Source organism: Streptomyces sp. NPDC048734, from assembly GCF_043198675.1.
Taxonomy (GTDB): Bacteria; Actinomycetota; Actinomycetes; order Streptomycetales; family Streptomycetaceae; genus Streptomyces.
Map to the genome: position 1 here is coordinate 221,445 of NZ_JBICUZ010000002.1, position 19,006 is coordinate 240,450.

Genomic DNA, 19,006 nt, shown 5'->3' on the forward strand with positions numbered 1-19,006 from the left:
CCGCCCCCCCCCCCCCCCCGCCCGGGGTGGGGGGGCCCCGCGGGCCCCCCGCCCGCCCCGGGCGCCCCCCCCCCCCGCCCCCCGGGGGGGGCGCCCCGGGGGGGGGGCCCCCCCCCCCACCAAAAGGGGTGAACGGTCGTAACTTTCCCGCGCGGGCGGCGTTCCGTCGCGCTAGGAGATCAGGCGAGCGCGAAACGTTACGACTCGGGGGAGCGCGGAGGTACCGCCGGAGGCGTCCCGTGGTCGGCGCCCCGCCGTTCGTCAGTTGTTCGGGTAGGGCCAGGGGTTGGGCAGGCAGCGGATGCCGTCGTACTCCAGGAACTTCGTCTGCTGCTGCATGACCGGGGCGAGGTCCCCGTCCTTGTCGCAGGTGACATGGCCGTAGCCGAGCCGGTGGCCCACCTCGTGGTTGATCAGCATCTGCCGGTAGGCGTACATCTCGTCGCCGTAGGTCGCTGACCCCTGCGCCCACCGGTAGGCGTTGATCATCACTCGTTCGGTGGCGGCCGAGTCGCAGGAGACGTTGTCCTCGGTGGTGTCCAGGCCGGACTTCGCGCACCAGTCGGCGGTGGTGCCGGGGCTGGCGAGCGTGATGACGAAGTCCGGCTCCCCCGAGTGGATCCGCTCGAAGGTCCGCGCGCCGCCGTGGGCCCAACTGCGTTCGTCGTTGAGCGTCTTCTGCACGGCCTGCGCGAACAGTTCGGCGTCGAGTCCGAGCCCCTGCTCGACATCCACGCGGTAGGTGTACTTCTGTCCCTTGCCGGGCGCCTTGTCGATCCCGGGCACGGCGTCGAACTTCCCCGACCCCGCGAGCGTGGCCCCGAAGCGGTAGCGCGCGCTCATCATCTGGTCGTACGTCAGCGGCACCGCACCGGGTGACGCCGACGGGCTCGGCCGTTCGGCGCCGCGCGCGGCGGAGTCGCGGGCGTCACGGGCGGCCTTGTCGGTCGTGGTGTGCGACTGGACGGAGTCCTCGTCGCGCGCGTCGGTGACCTGGCCGGCGACGACGATGGCCAGCACGGTGGTGACCGCGGCGGCCGCGATGCCGGTGAAGGCCCGGCCCTTGCCGCCCCCGGCCGCCGGTTCACCGGTGGGCGGCTCGCCGCCGGCCCCGCCGCCCGTGGGAGCCGGACGGGGGTCTCGGTCCCGGTCGGTGGCGGAGACGTAGGCGTCGGTGGGACGCGGGGCGACACACGTGTCCGTGGCGAGTGCCGTGGCCGTGGCGGCCGTCACGGGCGCGCGGCGCTCGAAGACGTTGTCGTCCTCGGTGAAGGCGTCGAGGTAGTCCTGGCGCGGACCCGCCGCCGTGTCGGACGCCCGCTGCCGGGACGCTGCCGCGGACTCGGGCCGCTGACGAGGGATCAGTGGGCCGGATCCGCTCGCCGTACGGCCCCGCAGCTCGCCCCAGGCGCCCCCTGCCTCCCGCTGCTCGGGATGTCCGCCGCGAACCTGCGGGGTGCCGTGGGCGGGAGTGCCGCCGGGGGCACGGCGAGCCCCCGGGAGGGGCAGGCCGTGGGCGGGGGTGCCGTCGGGAAGCCGCGGCACACCGCGAGCCGGGGTGCCGTCGGGAAATCCGGACTTCACCGAGGGCGCGTCGGCGGGCGGGGCCGCGCCATGGGGGCGGGCGTCCCCCGCCTCGCCCGGGGCGGCTTCCCGGGGGGTACCGCCGGTGCCCTGCTGTGCTGTGCTCCTGGGCGCGGGCCCGCGCCGACTGTGACGTCCCACGGCCCCCTCAGCTCCCCGTGCCCGCGGATCCGCCGGCTTGTTCGGTGAACGCCCCGGAGCCCGGTCCGGTTCCCGGGCCCCCCTCCGGCCCCGCCCCGGTGTCCGCTTCCGACCACGCCCCGGCACCGGCATCCGGTGCCGGGGCGTCGCCCGGGCCCGTCCCGGCCCGCGCCTCCATGGCCGGTCCCGGATCCGCCGTCTGCTCCAGCAGTTCACGGAACGCCGTGGCGACCGTCTCCGGGTACTCCATCATCGCCACGTGCCCCGCGTTCGGCAGGGTGAGCAGGCGGGAGTTGCGGAAGGTGCGTGCCGCCCGCTGGGCCATGCGGAAGCCGACGAGCCGGTCGCGGCCGCCGTAGACGAGGAGCGCCGGGGCGAGGACGCGTTCGGCCTGGCGCCACAGGCCGTGCTGGCCGCCCAGCGTGTAGGCGCTGACCAGCCCGCGGGCGGAGCGCGTCATCGCGTCCCAGAAGTACGGCAGCCGCAGCCGCCGCTCGAGTTCCTCCACGGCGTGGCCGAACGCCTCCGGGGTGACTCTCCCGGGATCGCCGTAACACAGGGCCATGACGCCGCGGACTCGCTGCTCGGCCGTCCACTCCCGGGTGAACCGGGTGAACAGCGCGGCCACACCTGGCATGCCGATCAGGCCGGTGGGCACAGCCGTGCGCTGGACGCGCAGTTCCGGGAGAGCGGGCGAGACGAGGGTCAGCGTCCGGACGAGGTCGGGGCGGACCGCCGCGACACGCGTGGACACGGCACCGCCCAGCGAGTTGCCGAAGAGGTGGACGGGTCCGCGGCCGGACGCGTCGAGGTGACGGATCACGGCACGCGCGTGTGCCGTGATGGAGTAGTCGCCGTCGTCCGGCGGCGGGGAGTCCCCGAAGCCGGGCAGGTCGACGGCCTCGCTCTCGACGACGCCGTCGAGCTGCGCCATCAGCGCGGACCAGTTCTGCGAGGAGCCGCCGAGGCCGTGGACGTACAGCGCGGGATGCAGTCCCGCGCGCGCGGCCGGCCTGGAGCGGACCGTCAGGGTGATGCCGGGCAGGCGGACCGACCGCAGCCTCTCGCCCTCGGCGACCCGGACCGCCGCGGCCTTCGGCAGCACGCTGGTGGGCGGCACGGACGGCAGCTCTGTCGAAGACATGCCGCAATGTTACGAGACGATCACACGCGGAACCGTGTGTTCGGCGTCACAAGAGGCCGACCGCGCGTCGCGCGGATGGCGGCGCGATTCCCGGGCACATCGCATGGCGTCCGAAATGGGTGTCTCCTAGGCTCGTACAGAGGGCACCCGCGTGTGACCCCTGCGTTTTCAGGGACGTTCGTAGGAAGGGAGCCCGTCATGGCCATCGACCCCACCGATCCGGAGACGTTCGCGGACCAGGAGGACGCCGCCGCGGAGATCGACGTCGAGGCGCCGGAGAACGACACCGCCGAGCAGCAGGCCGATGTCGCGCCGGAGAGCGACGACCCGCTGGACGAGATGGATCCGAGCCGGGCCAACGAGGCGGACGTCATCGAACAGGCGCGTGTCGTCTCGCAGGACGAGGACGACTACCGCTGAGCGGACCCGGGGCCACCCCCGGGGACACCGAGGACCGCCGCGCGCCCGGCCGGAGCGGAGCACGATTCTGCCCGCTACGCCCCGCTACGAAACCTTACCTACGGCTTTTGCCTTCGTCCGGTCCGTGAAATTCTGCGCTCGCACCGCGCACACCACGGTTACCGAAAAGTACGATGGCGGCGCGGCGGCACACCGCAAGAGGGACGACATTGGGAGGCGGCGTGACAGCCATCGAGCAGACCGAGGCGGCGCGCCCGCGAGGCACCCGCCTGCCGCGCCGTGCCCGACGGAACCAACTGCTGGGCGCCGCCCAGGAGGTCTTCGTCGCGCAGGGCTACCACTCGGCGGCGATGGACGACATCGCGGAACGGGCCGGCGTCAGCAAGCCGGTGCTCTACCAGCACTTCCCGGGCAAGCTCGACCTGTACCTGGCGCTGCTGGACCAGCACTGCGAGTCGCTCATCCAGGCCGTGCGCAGCGCGCTCGCCTCGACGACCGACAACAAGCAGCGCGTGCGCGCGACGATGGACGCGTACTTCGCGTACGTCGAGGACGACGGCGGCGCCTTTCGTCTGGTCTTCGAGTCGGACCTGACGAACGAGCCCGCCGTGCGCGAGCGCGTCGACAAGGTCACCAACGAGTGCGCCGAGGCGATCTGCGAGGTCATCGCCGAGGACACCGGCCTCTCGCGTGCGGAGTCGATGCTGCTGGCCTCCGGCCTCGGCGGTCTCGCGCAGGTGGTGGCGCGTTCCTGGCTGCACAGCGACCGCAGCGTCCCGCGCGACCAGGCTGTGCAGTTGCTGGCCTCCCTCGCCTGGCGGGGCATCGCCGGATTCCCGCTGCACGGCATCGAGCAGCACTGAGCGGCACCGCCCCGGCCGTTTGTTCCCGTTCGCTGTTCGCTCCTGGCGTGGACGGCCGCGCCGTGCACGTCCCCTCACCGGGCTAATGTGTGCAGCGTACGGCGCGGACGCCCGCGCACCTCGTGATCGTCGGAGGGACTTAGCCGTGGAGGTCAAGATCGGCGTGCAGCACGCGCCCCGCGAGATCGTTCTGGAGAGCGGTCAGACTCCAGAGGAGGTCGAGCGCGTGGTGGCCGACGCCCTGGCCGGGAAGTCGCAGCTGCTCAGCCTCACGGACCAGCACGGCCGCAAGGTCCTGGTTCCGGCCGACCGCCTGGCCTACGTGGAGCTGGGCGAGCCGGCCCCGCGCAAGGTGGGCTTCGGCGCACTGTAGGCCACGCTCGACGGAAGGGGCCCGGCGGCCGTTCGGCTGCCGGGCCCCTTCCGCGTCCCGCCACGCCGGCACGCAGATCAGCAGACACACCGGCCCGGTCAGCCCATGCACCGGCCAGATCGGCCCGCACCGGAACGCGCACCGGATCCCGCGCCGCGCCCGCCACGGACGGAGCACGGCCCGACCGCGCAGGAGGATTGCATTCCGCAGGTCACGGGTAAGACGGGCTACGACCTTGGTGCACGGCCCGGCCGCCTGGAAGGACCCCGGATGATCTTGGAAGTGCTCGGCTCCGCTGTGCTCGGTCTCGTGCTCGCGTGGGTGGCGGTCCACCGCCTGTCCCACCGGCTCCCCGCCCGCACCCTGGTGTTGGCGACGGGCGTCGCCGGAGCCCTGTTCGGCGACTTCGTCACCCACAGCGCGCTGGATCCCGGCTCCTCGATCGCCGCTCTCCTCGGCGCGGCGGTCGTCTCCACCGCCTCCCTCTCGCTGCTCCTGCGCCCCGCGGCCGGAATCCGTCGCAGATCAGCCACCGCGTAGCCGCGTCGGCCCGGCGGGAACCGAGCCGGCAAGAGGCGCGGGGAACCACCTGACCAGCCGCGCGCGGCAGGCCCGCGGCGCTCCCACCCGGAGTGCTGCAGGGCCCCCGGCGGAGCGCTACGCGGCCAGGCCCAGCGCAGCCATCCGCTTCGTGTGCGCCTCGGTGATCCGGGAGAACATCCGCCCCACCTCCGCGAGGTCGAACCCGTCCGCGACACCGCCCACGAGCATCGTCGACAGCGCGTCACGGTCGGCCACCACCCGTTGCGACTGCGACAGGGCCTCGCCCATCAGCCGCCGCGCCCACAGCGCGAGCCGCCCGCCCACGCGCGGGTCCGCGTCGATCGCCGCGCGCACCCGGTCGACGGCGAAACCGGCGTGACCGGTGTCGTCGAGCACGGCCAGCACCAGGGCGCGGGTGTCGGTGTCCAGACGGGCCGCGACCTCGCGGTAGAAGTCGCTGGCGATCGAGTCGCCGACGTAGGCCTTGACGAGGCCCTCCAGCCAGTCGGACGGGGCGGTCTGCTTGTGGAAGCCGTCGAGCGCGGCGACGAACGGCTCCATCGCGCGCGTCGGCTCCTCGCCGACCTCCGTGAGCCGGTCGCGCAGCCGCTCGAAGTGGTGGAACTCGGCCGACGCCATCTTCGCCAGTTCCGCCTTGTCCTCCAGCGTGGGCGCCAGTTTGGCGTCCTCGGCGAGCCGCTCGAAGGCCGCGAGCTCGCCGTACGCGAGCGCGCCGAGCAGGTCCACGACCGCGGCCCGGTACTGCGGATCGGCGGAGGCCTTCGCCCAGTCCTGGGCGGCGATACCGGTGGCGGCGTTCTCAGGCTTGTCAGAGCTCGTCATGGAGCGCACAATAGCCCGCCCGTCGCGAGAGGGAAGTCCCTGGTCAGTCAGTGCGACGACGACGACGCGAGGGACCGTGTCCGACGGTGTGACAACCACAACGTGACCGGATCGGCCGTCGCATGTGCGCGAATCCGGGGTATGGTGGTAATGCGCCTGCCGAGTATTCGACGGGCCGCACGTATGAGGATGCCCGGTCGGTGGCCCGATCGGCTCCGACCCGACAGCCCTCCCTGGCCGTACGGCACATTGCGTACGACGACCGGAGGGACCCCTCAGCGGTACGAACGCTAGAGCGTCGGCAGAGGTCCCGTGTCTTGCCGGCTTCGCCCACAGGGCGGCCGACGTCCCCGACGCGGTCCGCCACGACCCCCGCGCTCGCCTCGCACCGCGCACACAGAAGAGGCAGCACCCTGACTACCACGTTCCGAGAGCTCGGGATCCTCCCCGAGACCGCCGAAGCCCTCGAGGCCGTCGGCATCATCACCGCCTTCCCCATCCAGGAAATGACGCTCCCGGTCGCCCTCACGGGCACGGACGTCATCGGACAGGCCAAGACCGGCACCGGCAAGACGCTCGGCTTCGGCCTTCCGCTGCTGGAGCGCGTCACCGTCCCCGCCGACGTCGAGGCCGGGCGCGCCGGGCCCGAGGACCTGACCGACGCCCCGCAGGCGCTCGTCGTCGTCCCCACCCGCGAGCTGTGCACCCAGGTCACCAACGACCTGCTCACCGCGGGCAAGGTGCGCAACGTGCGCGTCCTCGCCATCTACGGCGGCCGTGCCTACGAACCCCAGGTCGAGGCCCTGCAGAAGGGCGTCGACGTGGTCGTCGGCACCCCGGGCCGGCTGCTGGACCTCGCGGGCCAGAAGAAGCTCGATCTGAAGCACATCCGCTCGCTCGTCCTCGACGAGGCCGACGAGATGCTCGACCTGGGCTTCCTGCCCGACGTCGAGAAGATCATCAACATGCTTCCGGCGAAGCGCCAGACCATGCTGTTCTCGGCGACCATGCCGGGCGCGGTCATCGGCCTCGCCCGCCGCTACATGTCGCAGCCCACGCACATCAACGCCACGTCGCCGGACGACGCGGGCGCGACCGTCGCGAACACCAGGCAGCACGTGTACCGCGCGCACAACATGGACAAGCCCGAGATGGTCTCGCGCATCCTCCAGGCCGAGGGCCGTGGTCTCGCCATGGTCTTCTGCCGCACCAAGCGGACCGCCGCCGACCTCGCCGACCAGCTCAAGCAGCGGGGTTTCGCCTCCGGCGCGGTCCACGGCGACCTCGGTCAGGGCGCTCGCGAGCAGGCGCTGCGCGCCTTCCGCAACGGCAAGGTCGACGTCCTCGTCTGCACCGACGTCGCCGCCCGCGGCATCGACGTCGAGGGCGTCACCCACGTCATCAACTACCAGTCCCCCGAGGACGAGAAGACGTACCTGCACCGCATCGGCCGCACCGGCCGCGCGGGCGCCAAGGGCATCGCCGTCACCCTCGTCGACTGGGACGACATCCCGCGCTGGCAGCTGATCAACAAGGCGCTGGACCTGGGTTTCCCGGACCCGCCGGAGACGTACTCCACGTCCCCGCACTTCTTCGAGGACCTCGACATCCCCGCCGGCACCAAGGGTGTCCTGCCGCGTTCGGAGCGCACGCGCGCCGGACTCGACGCGGAGGAGATGGAGGACCTCGGCGAGCCGGGCGGCCGTGGTGGACGCGGCCGCAACGACCGGGGTGACCGCCGTGGCGGCGGCCGTGGCGAGTCCCGCTCCGCCGAGCGCGAGCGTCCCGCCCGTGCGCCGCGCCGTCGCCGCCGCACGCGCAACGGCGAGCCCCTCGACGCATCGGCCCCCGCCGTCGCCGCGGCGCCCGAGCAGGCGCCCGTCGCGGAGGAGGCGGCCACGTCGCGCACGCCGCGCCGTCGGCGCCGTACGCGTGGCGCGGTGGCACAGGAAGTCGCCACGGCGGCGCCGGTGACGCCCGTCGACGCCCCGGAGGCCGCGCAAGCGGCGGTGGCGTCCGCGGAGGGCCCGGCCCTCGACGCCCCGGAGGCCGCCAAGCCGCGCCGCCGCCGCACCCGCCGGAACGCGGACGTGCCGGCGGACGTGACGGAGACGGCGGTCGAGACCGCGGTCGAGACCGTGGTGGAGATCCCCGCCCAGGCGCCGGTCGCGGCCCCCGAGACTGCCGTCGACACGGCGGAGGCGACGGAGGCCAGGCCGCGCCGTCGCACCCGCAAGGCGACCGCCCCGGCGGATTCCGGGGTCGACACCGCCGAAAGCGCCGCGGTGGCCACCGAGGCGAAGCCTCGCCGGACCCGCAAGGCCGCCGCCACGGCACCGGCCGCCGAGGCCGCCGTCGACACCGCCGAGACCACGGAGGCCAAGCCCCGCCGCACCCGCAAGACCGCGGTGGCGGAGACGACGGCCACCGTCGCCGACATCCCGGCCCAGGCCGCGCAGGAGCCGGAGCCCAAGCCCCGCCGCACCCGCAAGACCGCCACCACGGCACCGGCCGCCGAGGCCGCCGTCGACACCGCCGAGACCACGGAGGCCAAGCCCCGCCGCACCCGCAAGACCGCGGTGGCGACGGAAGCCGTGGCGGGCGTCGCCGACGCGGTCGAGGCCAAGCCCCGTCGTACGCGCAAGACGGCGGCACCGGCTGCGGAATCCGCGGTCGAAACGGCCGAGGGCGCGGAGGCCAAGCCCCGCCGCACACGCAAGACCGCCGCGTCGGAGGCCGCCGCCGACACGGCCGAGGCGAAGCCGCGCCGGACCCGCAAGACCGCCGCGCCGGCCGAGGCCGCCGTCGACACCGCCGAGACCACGGAGGCCAAGCCCCGCCGCACGCGCAAGACGGCCGCCGCCGCACCGGCCGCCGACGACGCCGAGGCCAAGCCCCGCCGCACCCGCAAGGCCGCCCAGCCGGAGACGACGGCCACCGTCGCCGACATCCCGGCCCAGGCCGCGCAGGAGCCGGAGCCCAAGCCCCGCCGCACCCGCAAGACCGCCACCACGGCACCGGCCGCCGAGGCCGCCGTCGACGAGGCGAAGCCGAAGGTCCGGCGTACGCGCAAGGCGACGGCCGCCGCGGAGTCCGCGGAGAGCTGATCGCCCGCGAGGGCACAGTCCGAGGGCCCGGTCACTCCCTGGTGGAGCGACCGGGCCGTCGGCGTTCCCGGCACCGGGCGTCGTTCGCCGACCGGTCCCCTCCGCAGCGGTCCCGTCGACGTGGCCCGGTAACCTCGGCGTGTGACCGTCCCGACCTCCTTCACCCCGCCTGCCGGCGCTCGCGCGTACCGGTTGCGCACCGCGCGCGGCGAGTTCGCCGTCGTCGACTCGCCCGTGGCCGACGGTGTGGTGCCGCGGGGCGTCGCGCTGTTGCTGCCCGGGTTCACCGGCAGCAAGGAGGACTTCCACCTGCTGCACGAGCCGCTCGCGGCGCGCGGGTACCGCACGGTCGCCGTGGACGGGCGCGGGCAGAACGAGAGCGACGGGCCCGCGTTCGACGAAGCGCCTTACGCACAGGAGGAGTTGGCGCGGGACGTACTCGCGCAGGCGGCCGCGCTCGGCACCCCCGTGCATCTGGCCGGGCACTCGCTGGGCGGCCAGATCGCCCGGGCGGCCGTGCTGCTCGACCACTCCCCCTTCGTCTCGTTCACACTGGTCGCGTCGGGCCCGGCGCAGATCTCCGATGTGCAGCGGCAGCGCGTGCGACTGCTGCACGACGCGCTCGCGCTGATGACGATGCCGCAGGTGTGGGAGGCGATCCTGGCGATGGGCCCGCCGGAGGAAGTCGGCGGCCCGGCCCGCGGGTTCGGCGAACCGCCGCTGCTGCGGCAGCGCTGGGTGAACCACAAGCCCGCCCAACTCCTTTCCACCGGAAGCCAGTTGCTCATCGAGCCGAACCGCGTCGCGGAACTCGCCGCTGTGCCGCTGCCCTTCCACGTGCTGTCGGGGGCACGCGACGACACCTGGCCGGTGACCGTCCTGGACGACATGGCGATGGACCTGGGCGCGCACCGGACGGTCGTCGCGGGAGCCGAGCACTCCCCCAACCTGGACCAGCCCCTGCCGACGGCCCACGCGCTCGCCGACTTCTGGGACAAGATCCGCCCCGATGGGGACTGATGCCGCGACGGGCGACGTTCGCCCCGTCGCGACGCCCGGCACGCTCCCCCGGAGGGGGGACCCCACTCGCCGCACCGGCCGAAGACCCGAGCACGCCCAGTACGAGGGCCTCCGGCGGCACTCCCCCAGCCTTCGGCCGGGGGTAACGCCGGAGCACGCACCGGCCGCCGCTCCTTCACGGGCGAACGCTGCCCGCCACGGCACACCTAGTACTGCGTCTGCAGGTGCTCCCAGAACCCGTCCCGCAGCGCCCGTCTGAGGTCCGACTGGCCGCGCAGCGAGTACTGGAGCAGGCCCTCCGCCTCCACGAGGAGGTCCTGGTCGACGGAGCCGGGCAGGTAGGGGTGGCCCGGCAGCAGTTCCACCAGGGACTCCCGACCCCGCGCCGCCAGCCACTTCGCCGCGATCTGCGCGCCCACGAAGCGGACGTCGTCGCGGGTGGGCCGGGCCGCGCCGGCCGGCTCGTAGGTCCGGTCGGTGCGCCGTGAGACGTACGGCTTGAAGAAGTCGAGGTCGAGGGTGCGCTGGCTGTCGACCTCCCACAGCAGGGGTTCCGCCTGGTTGCGGCCCTCTGGGGCATCGATGCCCCAGAGGTGGACGCGGGCGCCGTACCCCTGCGCCGCCTCCACGGCGGAGACCAGGTCCTCGTCGCCGCCCAGCAGCGCGGCGTCGCTGATGGCGCGGTGCCGGGCGAGGGACTCCAGGTCGCTGCGGATCAGGGAGTCGACGCCCTTCTGCTGGTTGTTGGCGTTGAGGTTGCCCAACCGGACCTTGACGTCCGGGAGTTCGGCGATGGACTGCTGCTCGGCCGTGTGGATGCGGCGGCGGGCGCCGTCGTACCAGTAGACGCGCAGCAGCCGGCTGTCGGCGAAGATCGTGCGGGCGCGGTCGATGAGGGCGTCGATCAGACCCTCGGCGTCGAGGTCGAAGGCCCGGCGGTCCTCGGTCCCGGCGACCAGCCGGCCCGCCGCCGCGTAGAGGTACCCGGCGTCGACGAAGATGGCATGGGTCGAGGGTGTCTTCGCCACCTCGGCGAGCATGCGGGTCAGCAGCTCGTTCGTGCGGTCGATGTGGGCGGCGAGGGCCGTGAGGTCGTCGTTCATCGCGTCCATTGTCCCGGCGGTCACGCTGCGAACACAACCGGTCCCGTTCGGTCCATACCGGCTGGGTGACCGATCGAGGCGGACCGTCGGGCGGCCGTCCACCGCGACAGCTCCCTTACCAGTCAGTAATTAGACGTTCGAAAAATTTCTTTAGCGTAGGGAATGTTCGTAACACGCGCCGCGTTGACTCTTCACGTACAGCAATTCTCCTCAGGAGGATGACCAGACGAAGGGAGAAGCCCGTGCGCTTCGAAATCATGCGACTCGACGACGTCGACGGCACGCCCGTGGACAGCACCGTTGTGGACGCCGCCTCCGTCAACCGGATCGTCCAGCAGGCCGCCGCCATAGGGCAGCGACTGTGGATCCGCCCGGCCGACACCTCGGCCTCGTAACACTCAGGGTCTTCACCCAAGACTTCAGAGCCCCCCACGGCACGATGCCGTGGGGGGCTCTGCCTGCACCGGAGGAACCTCCGCGCGCGCCGGAGGTGCTCAGGCCGCCTGGATCACCTGCGTGACACCGTTGATGATCTGCTGTACGGCGATGGCGGAGAGCATCATGCCCGCCAGGCGCGTCACCAGGACCACGCCGCCGTCCTTGATGACGCGGATGATCAGCAGCGAGTAGCGCATCACCAGCCACAGCACCGCGTGGATGGCGAGGATCGCCGTCCACACCGACACCTGCGTGGCGGCGCTGTCGGCCTTCTGCACGGCCAGGATCACCGACACGATCGCGCCCGGCCCGGCCAGCAGTGGCATGCCGAGCGGGACCAGGGCCACGTTGACGTCCTTGGTCTGCTGGGGCTCGTCGGTCTTGCCGGTCAGCAGGTCGAGGGCGATCAGCAGGAGCAGCAGCCCGCCGGCGATCATCAGCGCGGGCACGGACACGTGCAGGTAGCCCAGGATCTGGTGGCCGAGGAGCCCGAAGACGGCGATGACACCGCCGGCCACGCAGACGGCCTGGAAGGCCATCCGCTTCTGCACCTTGGCGGGACGCCCCGCGGTCAGCGCGAGGAAGATCGGGGTGATCCCAGGGGGATCCATGATGACGAAAAGGGTGAGGAAGAGGGAGCCGAAGACGGCAACGTCGAACATCAGTGCGAAAGCCTTGCGGAAAGAGAGGAAGGGTGACGGGTCGGGGGAGCCTCAGGCCCCGCCGGTCCCCGGCACCGGGAACGCGCCGGTCGCGCGCCGGGTGATCTCCCCGTAGACCTCGGGGTCCGTGGTGTACTCGCCGAGCACGCAGGTCTTGCGGCTGCCGTGGTAGTCGCTCGACCCGGTCACGAGGAGCCCCAGGTCGGCGGCGAGCCCACGCAGTCGCGCGCGGGTGTCGTCGCCGTGGTCCATGTGGTCGACCTCGATGCCGTCGAGGCCGGCGGCGGCCAGTTCGGCGATCACGGACTCGGGCACCGTACGGCCCCGCTTGCTCGCGCCCGGGTGGGCGAAGACGGTGACCCCGCCCGCCGCCTTGACCAGCCGGATCGCCTCGAAGGGGTCGGTCTCGTGCTTCTCGACGTAGGCCCGGCCGCCGTCGGCCAGCCATTCCCGGGTGAACGCGTCGCTCACGGTCGGTACGACGCCGAGTTCGACGAGCGCGGTGGCCACGTGCGGGCGCCCGACGGAGCCCTCCCCGGCGATCCGCGCGACCTGCTCCCAGGTGACGGGCACGCCCAGCTCGTTGAGCCTGGCGACCATCCCGCGCGCCCGCGGCACCCGGTCGTCGCGCACCAGCTCGCGCTCGGCGAGCAGGGCGGGCTCCTCGGGGTCGAAGAGGTAGGCCAGCATGTGCATGCCGACGCCATCGACACGGCAGGACAGCTCGGCCCCGGTGACGAGGGTGAGTCCCGGCGGCAGCGCGGCGATCGCCTCGGCGTGCCCCCGGGTGCTGTCGTGGTCGGTCAGCGCCACGACGTCCAGCCCGGCCGCGGCGGCGTTGCGCACCAGCTCGGCCGGGGTGTCCGTACCGTCGGACGCCGTGGAGTGGCAGTGCAGATCGATGCGCACGACGCGGACTCCAAGCGGTGACGGGCGGACGGGGACGCTCAAGGATAACCGGATTTCCGGACTTCTCCGTCACACCCGAACCAGTCGAGCGCCCCCGCCCGTACGCCCCCCGCCGGCCCGCCCGCTACGGCTTCAGCAGCCGCGGCGAGAGCGCCCCGCACGGCACCAGCTCGACCTCGGCCCCGGCATCGCGCAGATCGGTCAGCACCAGCTCGTCGTACATCAGCAGCCCCGACTGCTCGGGCCAGACGACCGCCCACAGCCACAGCCCCCGCGCCTCGCCCGCGAAGACCGCGCGGTCGTCCGGGGCGCCGTTGACCAGCCAGAGCGGGGTGGGGCGGCCGGCGGCCAGGACCTTGGCCTGGGGCGGCTTCTCGACGTCCAGGTACGGGCCGGGGTCGGGGCCGTCCATCCCGGCGTACCGCGCGCCGAGTCCGACGCCCAGCTCCTCCGCGACGAGGATCAGCTCCCCCATGCCGCCGAGCGGGCCGGGGCCCGTACAGGCGACGGCGCTGGCGCGGCCGCCGCTGCGGTCGTCACCGGCGTAGGTCACGCCCGTGAAGAGCCAGCCGACCGGCAGCGGCCACGGCATCCACACCGGCACCCGGGTCCGGTGCACGACGACGTCGAGGGCCTCGACGCTGGGCGGTATCACGGGCTGGAGCGGATGCACGGCCCCGTGCACATCGCACTGCCAGGAATCGGAGAAGAGGCCGGGAGCCCTGACCCGGCCACCACACTTCGGGCAACTGGGTTCGCCCCTCATAGAGCCCCACGGTCCTACCCGATCCGGTCCGCGTCAAGGACGATCACCCGTCCGGGCGGAACCCAGCCCGAACGGCCGATATAGATGTAAATTACATTCATTAGCTTGGCTAACTTACTGTATGTAAAAGCCAACCATCTGTCGGGGCGGGAGCAAGCATGGACCCCTTCGAAGCGGGAGCCGGTGGCCTTCTGCGCCAGCCCAAGGCGGTCTGGGCGACCGCCGGCGCGTCCGTCGTCGCCTTCATGGGCATCGGACTCGTCGACCCGATCCTGCCCTCCATCGCCCGGGGGCTGGACGCCACGACCGGCCAGGTCTCCCTCCTCTTCACCTCGTACTTCCTGATCACCGCCTTCGCGATGCTGCTGACCGGCTTCGTCTCCAGCCGGATCGGCGGCCGCAGGACCCTGCTGCTCGGCCTCGCCCTCGTCGTCGTCTTCGCGGGCCTGTCCGGCACCTCCGACACGGTCGGACAGCTCGTCGGATACCGCGCCGGCTGGGGACTGGGCAACGCGCTGTTCGTCTCCACCGCCCTCGCGGTGATCGTCGGCGCGGCGGCGGGAGGCAGCGCCGCGGCGATCCTGCTGTACGAGTCCGCCCTCGGCCTCGGCATGGCGTGCGGGCCCTTGCTGGGCGCGCTGCTCGGGGACGCCAGCTGGCGCTACCCGTTCTTCGGCACCGCGCTGCTGATGGCGGTCGGCTTCCTGTGCATCACGGCGTTCCTCGGGGAGCAGCCGAAGCCGGCCCGCAGGACCTCGCTGCTGGACCCGCTCAAGGCGCTCGGCCACGGCGGTCTGGCCTCGACGGCGGTCTCGGCGTTCTTCTACAACTACACGTTCTTCACCGTGCTGGCCTTCACACCGTTCGTGCTCGACATGACGCCCTACAGGTCGGGCGCGGTGTTCTTCGCCTGGGGCGTGCTGCTCGCCGTCTTCTCGGTCCTGGTGGCCCCGCGACTGCAGAAGCGGTTCGGCTCGCTGAAGGTGCTCGGCGGCTCCCTGGTGCTGCTCGCCGCCGACGTCTTGGTGCTCGGCTACGGCGGCCACACCACCGCCGTGGTGTGCACGGTCCTGTCCGGCGCCCTCATCGGCGTGAACAACACCGTCTACACCGAGCTGGCGCTGGGCGTGTCGGACGCGCCGCGCCCGGTCGCGAGCGCCGGCTACAACTTCGTGCGCTGGTTCGCCGCGGCCGCCGCGCCGTTCTTCGCGCCGCGGATCGAGGAGTGGACGGACATCCACGTCCCGTTCGCCGTCGCCGCGGTCACCGCGCTCCTCGGCGCGGTCGTGGTCCTCGTACGGCGCGAGGCGCTCACCGCACGGGCGGAGGAGCTGGAGCCGAGGCACGCGGCGGAGGACGGGGTCGCCGTCTTCGCCGACCGACGCGTCCTCCCGGCCGACCGGTGAGTTCGGTCACTCCAGCGGGACGGACCCGCGGGACGGGTCCCGCAGGTCCGTCCCGTGCGTCAGCCAGCGCTCCTGGAGGGCCTGCGCGCCGTGCACGCGCTTCCAGGCGGCCTCGTTGGGGGTCATCGGCAGCAGCGGCAGGAAGTGGACCGGGTCCAGGGGCCCGTCGAGGTCCAGGTCCTCGACCAGGCCGCCGGGCTCGGCCACCAGCACGGAGGTGAACGGGGCGCCCGGCCACAGGGGTTCACCGACGTCGAGGGAGGCGCCGGGTGCCACGATCACGCCCTCGACCTGCGGGGAGGCGGCGAGCACGGCGAGCGGGCGGAGCACCTTGTCGGTGTCGGCGAGGCCCGCCCGCACGGACAGGACCAGCTCGGCGCGCGGCCCCTTCACCGGATCGGCGAGCACCGCGGTGGGGTCGCTCATCGGCTGCGCGGACATGCCGAGCGTGGCGTAGCGGACGATGTCGCCCTCCTGGAAGCGCAGGACCTCGATGCGGTCCGTACCCAGGAAGGTGACCGCGGCGCGGGCGTCCGGCTCGCCCAGCGCGCTGCGCAACCGGGCCTCGACCAGAGGAAGAACATCAGCCATGCCGCGAGCATAGAACTCGCCAGTACTGGGCAAAGCAGCGCCTTGACACTTCGGTCGGCTGATACTGTTGCCCGGTGGTTCGGGGCAGCACGCAGAAGCGTCGCGATCAAGTCCCGACGCCGAGGTAGTCCCTCACGGGGGACCGGCTGGAGGAGGTGGGGCTGTCATGGATCGAAGTCGACCGTGCAGTACCACTCGCTCTTCCCGCCGCTGATGTAGCTCTGGCTCCGGCCGACCGCCGCCTCTCGCGTTCTCGTCCTCACTCGGAAGAGCACTTCGTTTCGTTGTACCGGATCTGCCCGATCCTCTCGGTCCGCGCGATCCGTCTGATCTGAAGCAGTACCTGAATCAGTAGCGAAACCCGCCACCGCGACGGAGCGGTGCTCCCCGCTTTGTGGACGTGCCAAACATCCTTCCCTGCCTCGAAGGGCGGGAGACTCCTTGTCAGGACGTCAGGACGTCCCCATTCCGGGTAGTTCCACCCTCGTCGGCGCCTTTCGTTGCCTGTCGCGAAGGAGCCTGCCATGTCGATGATCCGTGACCTGCGTGCCGTGGTCCGCCCGTCCCGCCCCAGCCTGCGCAAGGACAGCGGCGCGTACGACACCACCCGCGACCCCGCCACCCCCTCGGCCGTCGTCGACTGCGCCGTCTACCGTGACGGCGCCCGCGTCGAGACGGCGGCGCCGCTGGCCCCGCACGAGGCGATGCGTCAGGTGCGCCGCGACGGCGGCTTCGTGTGGATCGGCCTGCACGAGCCGACGGAGAGTGAGTTCGCCGGGATCGCCGGGGAGTTCGGACTGCACCCGCTGGCCGTGGAGGACGCGGTCCAGGCCCACCAGCGCCCCAAGCTGGAGCGCTACGACGACTCCCTGTTCACCGTCTTCAAGACCATCCACTACGTCGAGCACGACCAACTCGACGCCAACAGCCAGGTGGTGGAGACCGGCGAGGTCATGTGCTTCACCGGCAAGGACTTCTTCATCACCGTCCGGCACGGCGGCCAGGGCTCGTTGCGCGCGCTGCGCCACCGACTGCAGGACGACCCGGAGTTGCTCGCCAGGGGCCCCTCGGCGGTGCTGCACGCGATCGCCGACCACGTCGTCGACGGGTACATCGCGGTCGCCGACGCCGTGCAGGACGACATCGACGAGGTCGAGACGGAGGTGTTCTCGCCGGGCCGCAAGGGCAGCCCGCGCGGCACCGACGCCGGCCGGATCTACCAACTCAAGCGTGAGGTGCTGGAGTTCAAGCGGGCGGTGTCGCCGCTGCTGCGGCCGATGCAACTGCTGAGCGAGCGGCCGATGCGGCTGGTCGACCCCGACATCCAGAAGTACTTCCGGGACGTCGCCGACCACCTCGCCCGCGTCCAGGAACAGGTCATCGGCTTCGACGAGTTGCTCAACTCGATCCTCCAGGCCAACCTCGCGCAGGCGTCCGTCGCGCAGAACGAGGACATGCGCAAGATCACGTCCTGGGCGGCCATCATCGCCGTACCGACGATGGTCTGCGGGGTCTACGGCATGAACTTCGACCACATGCCGGAGCTGCACTGGCGCTACGGCTACCCCGTCATCATGTCGGTGACGGTGATGCTCTGTGTGGGCATCCACCGCACGCTCAAGCGCAACGGCTGGCTGTGACGACCACCTGGATAGGGTGGGCCCCATGACACGCGAGCTGCTCGAACCGGCCCTCGTCGAGGAGGCCACCAAGAAGTCCGGCCTCGTCTGGGTCGAGGCGGCCGGTGAACGGAGCGCACGGCCGCTGTGGCACGTGTGGCACGAGGGCGCCGCCTGTCTGGTCGGTGACGGGCCCGGCGAGCAGCCGCTGCCGGGACTGGCGGACGGTGTGACGGCCGAGGTGACCGTCCGCAGCAAGGACAAGGGCGGCCGGCTGGTCACCTGGACGGCGCGGGTCGCCCAGCTCGCCCCCGGCACCGAGGCGTGGGAGGCGGCCGTCGCCGACCTCAAGGGCAAGCGGCTGAACGCGCCCGACGGCGAGGCGATGACGGCGCGCTGGGCGCGGGAGTGCCGGGTGATCCGGCTGGAGCCCACCGGGGTCACGTCCCCGCTGCCCGACGGGGATCTGGCGGCACCGCCGGCGCCGTCCCCGGCGACGACCCGTCAGCCGGTCCCGGCGGGCCTTCCGCGGCTGCTGTGGAAGAAGCGCGGGAAGGGCACGCGCGCGTAGCCGGTCACGACGTCGGCAGTTCCTTGCCGTAGTCCACGGTCTCGCTCTCCGCGGGCTCCTTCAGGGCGAAGTCCTTGCCCCAGGCGGAGAAGGCCAGGGTGCCCGCCCCGCCCGCGCGCACCAGGCGCAACGGGTACGGCTTGCCCTCCAGGGACACGTCCAGCGTGCCGCCGGAGCCCCCGTCGCCCGTGATGCGGATGGTGCGCACCCCGCCCTGCTCGTGGTGCCCGTCCTTGCCCAGCGAACCGTGCAGTGTCAGCACACTGTCGAGAAGGAGGTCCTTGTCCGTGAACCCGCTGAACTTCTTGTACGAGGGGTCGCCGGCCGGCACCTTCACGTACTTGTCGTCGAGTTTGCCCGCCGCCGCGTCGTCGGAGCCGGCGTCGTCGGACGCGCCGTCCTCGTGCTTCCAGAACGCGGCGTCCGCCTTGAGGTACAGCTCCTCGTCGACCCGCAGCAGGTGGAAGGTGCCGCCCTCGGCGGTGACCGACCCGGTCGCGCCGTCCGACTTCAGGCTCATGTCGAGCCGGTACGACTTCCCGCCGGCGACCACGGTCCCGGACAGCCGCACCGCGTCCACCGCCGCGGCGGCCGCCCGTGCCTTCGCCTGGATCTTGTCGGCGGCCAGTTTGCCGACCCCGTTCGTCCCCGCGTCCGGGTCCTCAGCGCACCCGGTGAGCCCCAGGCCCGTCACGGCCAGCGCGCACATCGCGCTCACCAGCGCGGCCCGGCGACGGGTACGGCCCTGGGCGATCGCAGTCACAGAGGGAGCTGCCTTTCTGCGGGGGACTCCTGAGCGGCGTACCGCAGCGTACCGGGGTCCCGGCGGGGGAACGGAGCCAGTCCGTCCGGACCGCTCACCAGGGCGTACCCGATCGGGACGGGCTAGCCTGAAGCCCGCAC

The 19,006-nt window shown here is 72.6% G+C and carries 19 protein-coding genes; 10 read left to right on the forward strand and 9 right to left on the reverse strand.

From position 1 onward, the window contains the following. Nucleotides 1-261: 261 nt before the first annotated feature. Together ACGFQC_RS06200 and ACGFQC_RS06205 are read right to left on the reverse strand one after the other, a co-directional pair. On the reverse strand, nt 262-1,725 hold the full coding sequence (locus ACGFQC_RS06200; protein WP_393287878.1) for a DUF3152 domain-containing protein: 1,464 nt from the start codon (nt 1,723-1,725) through the stop codon (nt 262-264). A gap of 7 nt (nt 1,726-1,732) precedes the next feature. After that, nucleotides 1,733-2,869, reverse strand: coding sequence for an alpha/beta hydrolase (locus tag ACGFQC_RS06205; protein ID WP_363092500.1), 1,137 nt, complete (start codon nt 2,867-2,869; stop codon nt 1,733-1,735). Between the two features lie 198 nt (nt 2,870-3,067). Between ACGFQC_RS06205 and ACGFQC_RS06210 the strand changes: the two genes are divergently transcribed. The 4 genes from ACGFQC_RS06210 (at nt 3,068) to ACGFQC_RS06225 (ending at nt 5,065) form a co-directional block, all read left to right on the forward strand. Then, nucleotides 3,068-3,289: a hypothetical protein gene (locus ACGFQC_RS06210; RefSeq protein WP_363092499.1), complete on the forward strand. Its 222-nt coding sequence runs from the start codon at nt 3,068-3,070 to the stop codon at nt 3,287-3,289. 221 nt (nt 3,290-3,510) lie between these two features. Beyond that, nucleotides 3,511-4,152 (forward strand): TetR/AcrR family transcriptional regulator, encoded by a 642-nt coding sequence (locus tag ACGFQC_RS06215; protein WP_363092498.1) that lies wholly within the window; start codon nt 3,511-3,513, stop codon nt 4,150-4,152. Between the two features lie 145 nt (nt 4,153-4,297). Further along, nucleotides 4,298-4,525, forward strand: coding sequence for a DUF3107 domain-containing protein (locus ACGFQC_RS06220; RefSeq protein ID WP_073493074.1), 228 nt, complete (start codon nt 4,298-4,300; stop codon nt 4,523-4,525). A gap of 270 nt (nt 4,526-4,795) precedes the next feature. Further along, on the forward strand, nt 4,796-5,065 hold the full coding sequence (locus ACGFQC_RS06225; protein ID WP_363092497.1) for a hypothetical protein: 270 nt from the start codon (nt 4,796-4,798) through the stop codon (nt 5,063-5,065). 117 nt (nt 5,066-5,182) lie between these two features. On the opposite strand, the gene ACGFQC_RS06230 is transcribed toward ACGFQC_RS06225, so the two are convergent. Beyond that, nucleotides 5,183-5,911, reverse strand: coding sequence for a ferritin-like fold-containing protein (locus ACGFQC_RS06230; RefSeq protein WP_363092496.1), 729 nt, complete (start codon nt 5,909-5,911; stop codon nt 5,183-5,185). A gap of 506 nt (nt 5,912-6,417) precedes the next feature. Here ACGFQC_RS06230 and ACGFQC_RS06235 point away from each other — a divergent pair. After that, nucleotides 6,418-9,018 (forward strand): DEAD/DEAH box helicase, encoded by a 2,601-nt coding sequence (locus tag ACGFQC_RS06235; RefSeq protein WP_363092495.1) that lies wholly within the window; start codon nt 6,418-6,420, stop codon nt 9,016-9,018. A gap of 141 nt (nt 9,019-9,159) precedes the next feature. Beyond that, complete coding sequence (locus ACGFQC_RS06240; protein WP_363092494.1) at nt 9,160-10,038, forward strand: alpha/beta hydrolase; 879 nt, start codon at nt 9,160-9,162, stop codon at nt 10,036-10,038. A gap of 206 nt (nt 10,039-10,244) precedes the next feature. On the opposite strand, the gene ACGFQC_RS06245 is transcribed toward ACGFQC_RS06240, so the two are convergent. Further along, nucleotides 10,245-11,150 carry an NYN domain-containing protein gene (locus tag ACGFQC_RS06245; RefSeq protein WP_363092503.1) on the reverse strand — a complete coding sequence of 302 codons (906 nt, stop codon included), beginning with the start codon at nt 11,148-11,150 and terminating at the stop codon, nt 10,245-10,247. Nucleotides 11,151-11,359: 209 nt separating this feature from the next. Here ACGFQC_RS06245 and ACGFQC_RS06250 point away from each other — a divergent pair, with 209 nt between their 5' ends. After that, nucleotides 11,360-11,536 carry a hypothetical protein gene (locus ACGFQC_RS06250; RefSeq protein WP_363092505.1) on the forward strand — a complete coding sequence of 59 codons (177 nt, stop codon included), beginning with the start codon at nt 11,360-11,362 and terminating at the stop codon, nt 11,534-11,536. Between the two features lie 99 nt (nt 11,537-11,635). Here the strand turns inward: ACGFQC_RS06250 and ACGFQC_RS06255 are convergent, their stop codons facing one another. From ACGFQC_RS06255 to ACGFQC_RS06265, 3 genes are all read right to left on the reverse strand, one after another. Continuing rightward, nucleotides 11,636-12,241: a MarC family protein gene (locus ACGFQC_RS06255; protein ID WP_363092493.1), complete on the reverse strand. Its 606-nt coding sequence runs from the start codon at nt 12,239-12,241 to the stop codon at nt 11,636-11,638. 51 nt (nt 12,242-12,292) lie between these two features. Beyond that, complete coding sequence (locus ACGFQC_RS06260; RefSeq protein WP_363092492.1) at nt 12,293-13,150, reverse strand: PHP domain-containing protein; 858 nt, start codon at nt 13,148-13,150, stop codon at nt 12,293-12,295. Nucleotides 13,151-13,274: 124 nt separating this feature from the next. Continuing rightward, entirely contained in the window at nt 13,275-13,916 is a 642-nt protein-coding gene (locus tag ACGFQC_RS06265) for a DUF6758 family protein (RefSeq protein WP_363092491.1), read from the reverse strand. A 158-nt stretch (nt 13,917-14,074) separates the two neighbouring features. Here ACGFQC_RS06265 and ACGFQC_RS06270 point away from each other — a divergent pair, with 158 nt between their 5' ends. Then, complete coding sequence (locus tag ACGFQC_RS06270; RefSeq protein WP_363092490.1) at nt 14,075-15,322, forward strand: MFS transporter; 1,248 nt, start codon at nt 14,075-14,077, stop codon at nt 15,320-15,322. A 6-nt stretch (nt 15,323-15,328) separates the two neighbouring features. On the opposite strand, the gene ACGFQC_RS06275 is transcribed toward ACGFQC_RS06270, so the two are convergent. Beyond that, nucleotides 15,329-15,913, reverse strand: coding sequence for a suppressor of fused domain protein (locus tag ACGFQC_RS06275; protein ID WP_363092489.1), 585 nt, complete (start codon nt 15,911-15,913; stop codon nt 15,329-15,331). A 524-nt stretch (nt 15,914-16,437) separates the two neighbouring features. Between ACGFQC_RS06275 and ACGFQC_RS06280 the strand changes: the two genes are divergently transcribed. Beyond that, nucleotides 16,438-17,553, forward strand: coding sequence for a magnesium and cobalt transport protein CorA (locus ACGFQC_RS06280; protein WP_363092488.1), 1,116 nt, complete (start codon nt 16,438-16,440; stop codon nt 17,551-17,553). A 25-nt stretch (nt 17,554-17,578) separates the two neighbouring features. After that, entirely contained in the window at nt 17,579-18,103 is a 525-nt protein-coding gene (locus ACGFQC_RS06285) for a hypothetical protein (RefSeq protein ID WP_363092487.1), read from the forward strand. Between the two features lie 4 nt (nt 18,104-18,107). Here the strand turns inward: ACGFQC_RS06285 and ACGFQC_RS06290 are convergent, their stop codons facing one another. Continuing rightward, complete coding sequence (locus tag ACGFQC_RS06290) at nt 18,108-18,866, reverse strand: hypothetical protein (RefSeq protein WP_363092486.1); 759 nt, start codon at nt 18,864-18,866, stop codon at nt 18,108-18,110. Between the last annotated feature and the right edge of the window lie 140 nt (nt 18,867-19,006).

Coding starts and splice junctions, on each gene's coding strand:
- ACGFQC_RS06205 (WP_363092500.1), bottom strand. CDS start 2,869: ATGTCTTCGACAGAGCTGCCGTCCGTGCCGCCCACCAGCGTGCTGCCG.
- ACGFQC_RS06210 (WP_363092499.1), top strand. CDS start 3,068: ATGGCCATCGACCCCACCGATCCGGAGACGTTCGCGGACCAGGAGGAC.
- ACGFQC_RS06225 (WP_363092497.1), top strand. CDS start 4,796: ATGATCTTGGAAGTGCTCGGCTCCGCTGTGCTCGGTCTCGTGCTCGCG.
- ACGFQC_RS06230 (WP_363092496.1), bottom strand. CDS start 5,911: ATGACGAGCTCTGACAAGCCTGAGAACGCCGCCACCGGTATCGCCGCC.
- ACGFQC_RS06235 (WP_363092495.1), top strand. CDS start 6,418: ATGACGCTCCCGGTCGCCCTCACGGGCACGGACGTCATCGGACAGGCC.
- ACGFQC_RS06245 (WP_363092503.1), bottom strand. CDS start 11,150: ATGGACGCGATGAACGACGACCTCACGGCCCTCGCCGCCCACATCGAC.
- ACGFQC_RS06250 (WP_363092505.1), top strand. CDS start 11,360: ATGACCAGACGAAGGGAGAAGCCCGTGCGCTTCGAAATCATGCGACTC.
- ACGFQC_RS06255 (WP_363092493.1), bottom strand. CDS start 12,241: ATGTTCGACGTTGCCGTCTTCGGCTCCCTCTTCCTCACCCTTTTCGTC.
- ACGFQC_RS06265 (WP_363092491.1), bottom strand. CDS start 13,916: ATGAGGGGCGAACCCAGTTGCCCGAAGTGTGGTGGCCGGGTCAGGGCT.
- ACGFQC_RS06270 (WP_363092490.1), top strand. CDS start 14,075: ATGGACCCCTTCGAAGCGGGAGCCGGTGGCCTTCTGCGCCAGCCCAAG.
- ACGFQC_RS06275 (WP_363092489.1), bottom strand. CDS start 15,913: ATGGCTGATGTTCTTCCTCTGGTCGAGGCCCGGTTGCGCAGCGCGCTG.
- ACGFQC_RS06280 (WP_363092488.1), top strand. CDS start 16,438: ATGTCGATGATCCGTGACCTGCGTGCCGTGGTCCGCCCGTCCCGCCCC.
- ACGFQC_RS06285 (WP_363092487.1), top strand. CDS start 17,579: ATGACACGCGAGCTGCTCGAACCGGCCCTCGTCGAGGAGGCCACCAAG.